Genomic DNA, 5214 nt, shown 5'->3' on the forward strand with positions numbered 1-5214 from the left:
GTTCGCGGGGGTGCCGGTGCCCGTGCTGGGGCTGCCGGTGTTCGTGGAGGTGCGGGTCTCACCGGGGGGCTCGGGCGGTCGAGCCCTCGGGGACGTGGAGGCCTTCGGCGCCTTCGGCCTGACGCTCCTGGGCGCCTGCTTCCGGACGGTCTTCGGCGCGGCGGACTCCCGGTGGCGCCGGCCGCCCTGCCCTCCGTGAACGGCCTGGGCGTCGAGGGCCGCGTGGCGCCGGGGTTGCTCGACCGTGCGCGACGGCGCCGTTCTCCGGCTCCGGGCGGCCTTGGCCGGGGCGCCGCCGGAGGTGGCCGAGGGGGTGGCCGCGGGCACGTGACCGGCGTCCGGCGCGGTCGCCTCCGCAGGAGCGACCGCCGTGTCGTGACCGGCCATCCGTGACGGGGCGGGGGCCGCGGCGACCTCGACGGTGGACGGTTCGGACACCGGCGACCATCCGGACGACCACATGCCGATCCCGGCGGCCGCGAGGAACCCGCAGACCAGCGCGGGCCGCAGGAGCCGGTCGCCCGGGATCCACGGCCAGGGCCGCGGCCGGTGCGACCGGATCGGCCGCGGCCGGGGCGGCGGCGGCCAGGCCGGCCGGATGTCGACGCTGACCCGTGATCCGTAGACGAACGGGTCGCCGGCGCTGCTGTAGGGCCGCCCGGGGGGATCGGCCCTCGGCTCCTCCGGAGGCACCGCCGGCTCAGGCGGTGAGTCCGCCGGAGCGGCGTACGGCCTGCGCCCACGCGGGCCTGCGCTCGGGCCGCGCCGGTGAGCCGAGTCGTGATCATCGTGCATCTCGCCTCCCATGTCACGTCTGATCTGCCCCAGCGTGCCGAAAATCACGCACCGTATGTGGCCCGTAGCAGTCCGCTCTTACAGACCTGTTATCAGGAGCCCGGGGCGAACCCATGCGAATGCCCGCAAAGTTCCAGCGAGAGGCCGGCCCCCGCGCGAATTCGTAACACGAACTATCTTGGGGGTGGGGCGATGCCGCCGTTTAAGCGGAATGGACCGACAGTTTGAATTACCTTGACAAAGGAGATTGTCGGTGAGACGGTGATGGCATGTTCGAAGTGGCGGTGATCGAGGACCCGGCCGCGGCCGAGGTCTCGCTGGACCCGGTCCGCACCCGGCTCCTGGCCGAGCTGGCCGGAGGGGCCGCCTCGGCCACGATGCTGGCCGCGAAGGTCGGCCTGCCCAGGCAGAAGGTGAACTACCACCTCAAGGCGCTGGAGCGGCACGGCCTGGTGGAGCTGGTCGAAGAGCGCAAGAAGGGCAATGTCACCGAGCGGGTGATGCGGGCCACGGCCGCGTCGTTCGTGATCTCGCCGACCGCGCTGGCCGCGGTCGCGCCCGACCCGGCGCGTTCGCCGGACCAGCTGTCGGCGCGCTGGCTGCTGGCCCTGGCCTCCCGGATGGTGCGCGATGTGGGCGAGTTGATCACCGGCGCCGCCAAGGCCCGCAAGAGGGTCGCGACCTTCGCGATCGACGGCCAGGTGCGTTTCGCCTCGGCGGCCGATCGCGCCGCCTTCGCCGAGGAGCTCGCGGGCGCCGTCACCGCGCTGGTGGCCAAATACCACGACGAGGCGGCCGAGGGCGGGCGCGATCACCGGGTGGTCGTCGCGGTGCACCCGAGCGTCGCCGCCCGCCCGGCCTCCAGCGGGCCGGTGCACGTCCAGACCGCCTCGGACGGCCCGGTTCAGGGCGATCCGGGCAACGACGGGCCGTTTCAGGGTGGAGCGCAGGGGCTGTAGCCCGCCGCGGGGGCTGTGGCCTCCGGACGGTCCGGCGCCGGAGCGGTCCCCCGGGGCGCGGGGTCACCGCCGGTGCGTACGTCCGGCGGGCACGGTCATCCAGGTGGTGTGCCGCGCGGTCGGCAGGAGGGCCGGGAGGTGGACCACCGCCTGGGGCCGGCCGTTCAGGTGGAGCGCGTCGAGCACGAGCAGCTCGCTCCGCCGCTGCGCGTCGTTCTGCGTGAGGACCACGAGCCAGCCGTCCCCTTCGGCGCGGCCACGGGGGACGAAGACCGGCTGACCGGCGCGCCGGCCCGGGGCCAGCTCCCGCACCTGCGTGCTGCCGGCCGCGAGGTCGTGGCCGACCAGCGCCCGCCCGCCGGGGGCGCAGCCGAACATCAGCTGGTGCCTGCGGCCTGCCCGCCGGGAGTCGACCGACGCCAGTGTCATGGAGTCGACCAGCGGCCGCTCCTCCGCCGTGCCGTTCCCCAGGTCGAGCGTCCACCGGTGCACCCGCGCAGATCCGGCGGCGCCCTCGTCGCCCCACGACGGAGCGTCGAAGGCCCGTTCGTGGCGGACGGCGTCCACGACGACGCGGCCGCCGTCGTCGTAGGCGTTGACCGAACGGGACACGTAGCAGGGGTCGATCGGGAACCATCGCGGCTCCCTCACGTCGCCGGGCCGCCGTGAGAGCAGCCCGATGCGCGCCGGCCGGTCCCGCCGCCAGCGGTAGGGGGAACGGGTGCCGACCATCGCCGCCGCCCGGTGATAGGTCACGGGCAGGTCGAACACCACGACGAACCGTTCGGTGAGCGCGACCGCGTGCATGAGCGGCGCGCCGTCGAGGGCGAAGGACCGGGCGTCGCGGATGCCGCCGTCCGTCCCGATGGTCAGGTGCTCCGCGCGGCCCAGACCGGGATAGGTGGCGATCGTGTGCCATTCGGCCGTGGCGCGGTCCTGGACCGGCGGCGCGAGGCTCACGCTCCACGGCCCGTCCGGCGGCGGAGCGGCGGGTCCGGCGGGCCGGATCCAGGTCGCGAGATCCGGCAGCCGCTCCAGCGGGTGGCCGCCGAACTCCCCGGCCGTCGTGAGGCGCCGAGCGGTGCCGCCGCCGAACCGCACGCCGGAGAAGAGGGCGGGCCCGGCCGGGGCATGCGACTGCCATGATCCCCCGGGATACCTGCTCGCCTGCACGAACGCGCCGTCCAGGCCGGAAGGTATGACGCCGTCGACCGACAGCGGCTCGTCCTGCGCCCGACGGCGGGGGGCCGCGGACATGAGCGCCATGATCGGGTCGACGTGCTCCGTGACCGTCATATCGGGCACCTCCTCGTGAGGCTCGGCAGTTAGCATAACGGCGTTATGTTAAAAATAACGATGTTATGCAATACTGTCAAGGTGAGCCCACGCCGATCGAATCCTCAGACGCGCCCCGCTCTTGTCGACATCGCCGCGCGGCTGCTCGCCGACGAGGGCCCCCAGGCGTTGTCGGCCCGCCGTATCGCCACGGAGGCGGGCAGCTCGACGATGGCGGTCTACACCAACTTCGGCGGGATGAGCGGGCTGGTGCGCGAGATGGTCTACGAGGGGTTCGCCCGCCTGCAGGACTACTTCTCGCACGTCTCCCGGACCGCCGATCCCGTCGCCGACATCGCGCTGCTCGGCCGGGCCTACCGGCACAACGCCCTGACGAACCCGCACCTGTACGCGGTCATGTTCGGCGGGGCGTCGCTGGCCGGGTTCTCCCTGACCGCCGAGGACCGCCAGTACGGCCGATACACTCTGAGCACCGTGGTGGAGTGTGCCACCCGGTGCATCACGGCGGAACGGTTCCGGGCCGGTGACGCCGAGCTCGTCGCCCACCAGCTGTGGACCGCGATCCACGGGCTGGTCACGCTCGAACTCGGCGAGTATCTCATCGAGCCCTTCGACGCCGACCGGGTCTTCGAAGCCCAGCTGACCGGCCTGATGATCGGCGCGGGCGACACCTTGGAGGAGGCCACCCGATCGGTGGCCTCCTCACGGAGACGGTTGAAGAAGGTGGTCGAGGGCGTGCGGCCGGATCCGGTGGACGACCGGCCCGCGGGCGACCGGAGACGGCGTCCCCGGCAGGCCGCGCCGGCGGGATGAGCGGTGGGCCGTCCGTCCCGCCGGCGGATCCGGGCCGCTCACTCCCAGGGCGCCACCGGGAACCAGCCGTAACCGAACCGCGCGGGCAGTCGCAGGTCCCAGTAGAGGAAGGTGAAGGCGCCGACGACGATGAAGGCCACCGCCGTGATCGTCGCGACGCGTGACGGGCCGGCGGTCATCCAGCGGGTGAAACGGCCCCTGGTGGCGTGCACGAGCACGACGAAGAGCACGGCCATCAGCGTGATGTTGCCGAGCGACTGCAGGACGAAGACGGCGGCCCCGTAGAGCGGGTTGCGGGTCTCGGCCGCGTACTCGAACAGCTTGTGGAACAGTGGGAACGGCCGCCCGATGAGGAATCCGCCGATCAGCGCGCCGATCACGACCAGGCGCGCGTTGGGGAAGCGGCTCGACAGGCGGGCGAAGGGGTCGGGCACCACGCGCAACGCCGCCAGGCCGAGGTAGGCGAAGGCCAGGCCGATCACGCCGAAGACGATCGAGGCCTGCAGCAGCCGCGGTGGGAGGCCGGGGCCGGCCGTCGCGGTCGACAGCTGGGGCAGCCGCTCGCCGAGGGCGGCGCCGACGGCCCCGTAGGCTCCGGAGACCACGATCATGCCGAGCGCGAGCCAGCCGATGGGCCGCAGGGTCGCCCCGATCCGGAGCCGGCCGGGGGTGTCCGGGGCGCCGGCCGGGCGAGCGCTCCCCGCATTCGTCATCGGCGCGATCGCGCCGAACGCGGCGATGTTGCACGCGGTGAAGGTGCCGGCCAGACCCGAGACGAAGGCGAAGACGGTCCCCGCGATCATGCCTCCGATCTCGGTGTGCTTGGCGTCGTAGCCGAGCAGCGTGTTCGCGACGTTGTCGCCGATCACGCTGTCGACGAGCCGGAAGGACCACAGCGAGGCGATCAGCGCTCCGGCCAGCACGCTGAGGACGATGATCAGCCCTCGGCGCCGGGGCAGATCCGCGGTGTGAGCGTCGGGTGACGGGGCGGAGACGGGGGTGCTCCGAGCCATGAGGTGCCTCTCCTGTCGAGTCGGACACGCTGGTGAGCCGCGGAGGCCGGCACGGACGCGCCCTGCCGGCGAGGACGAGGACACCTCTCACGCGACTTCAGCGAACAGATCCACCCGATAGACGCTCATGATCGCCATTCCGGTGCTCCGCTGTCAACGGCCGCTCTCGCCCGCCCGCCGTACGGCATCGCCGTGTCCTCCCGCGGAGCCGCCTCCCGCGCTTCAGCGCCCCGGCCGCCGGTGTCCGCGCGCTCCGCCCCCTCCCCCGCCCGCCGGGTACGGTGAACGCGCTCGGCGGCCGGAGCTGCGCCCGTGAAGGAACGCGTCGGCCTCCGGAC

6 protein-coding genes are annotated in these 5214 nt (G+C 73.3%); 4 read left to right on the forward strand and 2 right to left on the reverse strand.

Going from position 1 to position 5214, the window contains the following annotated elements:
• The 3 genes from CA984_RS47550 to CA984_RS42420 all read left to right on the forward strand — a co-directional run.
• A partial coding sequence (locus CA984_RS47550; protein ID WP_207621255.1) for a hypothetical protein occupies nt 1–199 on the forward strand: 199 nt, incomplete at its 5' end.
• Nucleotides 200–421: 222 nt separating this feature from the next.
• Complete coding sequence (locus CA984_RS47555; RefSeq protein WP_207621256.1) at nt 422–625, forward strand: hypothetical protein; 204 nt, start codon at nt 422–424, stop codon at nt 623–625.
• A gap of 439 nt (nt 626–1064) precedes the next feature.
• Entirely contained in the window at nt 1065–1754 is a 690-nt protein-coding gene (locus tag CA984_RS42420) for an ArsR/SmtB family transcription factor (protein ID WP_086578951.1), read from the forward strand.
• A gap of 63 nt (nt 1755–1817) precedes the next feature.
• On the opposite strand, the gene CA984_RS42425 is transcribed toward CA984_RS42420, so the two are convergent.
• A complete protein-coding gene (locus CA984_RS42425) occupies nt 1818–3050 on the reverse strand; it encodes a carotenoid oxygenase family protein (protein WP_165781625.1) in 1233 nt (410 codons plus the stop codon).
• A gap of 81 nt (nt 3051–3131) precedes the next feature.
• Here CA984_RS42425 and CA984_RS42430 point away from each other — a divergent pair, with 81 nt between their 5' ends.
• Nucleotides 3132–3863 (forward strand): TetR/AcrR family transcriptional regulator, encoded by a 732-nt coding sequence (locus CA984_RS42430; RefSeq protein ID WP_086578953.1) that lies wholly within the window; start codon nt 3132–3134, stop codon nt 3861–3863.
• Between the two features lie 38 nt (nt 3864–3901).
• Here the strand turns inward: CA984_RS42430 and CA984_RS42435 are convergent, their stop codons facing one another.
• Nucleotides 3902–4876, reverse strand: coding sequence for a hypothetical protein (locus tag CA984_RS42435; RefSeq protein ID WP_086578954.1), 975 nt, complete (start codon nt 4874–4876; stop codon nt 3902–3904).
• Nucleotides 4877–5214: the final 338 nt, after the last annotated feature.

The sequence above is a fragment of the Streptosporangium minutum genome (assembly GCF_002149035.1).
GTDB classification, from domain to species: domain Bacteria; phylum Actinomycetota; class Actinomycetes; order Streptosporangiales; family Streptosporangiaceae; genus Streptosporangium; species Streptosporangium minutum.

What these genes read in the sequence shown, in the direction of transcription:
- CA984_RS42420 (WP_086578951.1), top strand. Translation starts at nt 1,065, where the DNA reads ATGTTCGAAGTGGCGGTGATCGAGGACCCGGCCGCGGCCGAGGTCTCG.
- CA984_RS42425 (WP_165781625.1), bottom strand. Translation starts at nt 3,050, where the DNA reads ATGACGGTCACGGAGCACGTCGACCCGATCATGGCGCTCATGTCCGCG.
- CA984_RS42435 (WP_086578954.1), bottom strand. Translation starts at nt 4,876, where the DNA reads ATGGCTCGGAGCACCCCCGTCTCCGCCCCGTCACCCGACGCTCACACC.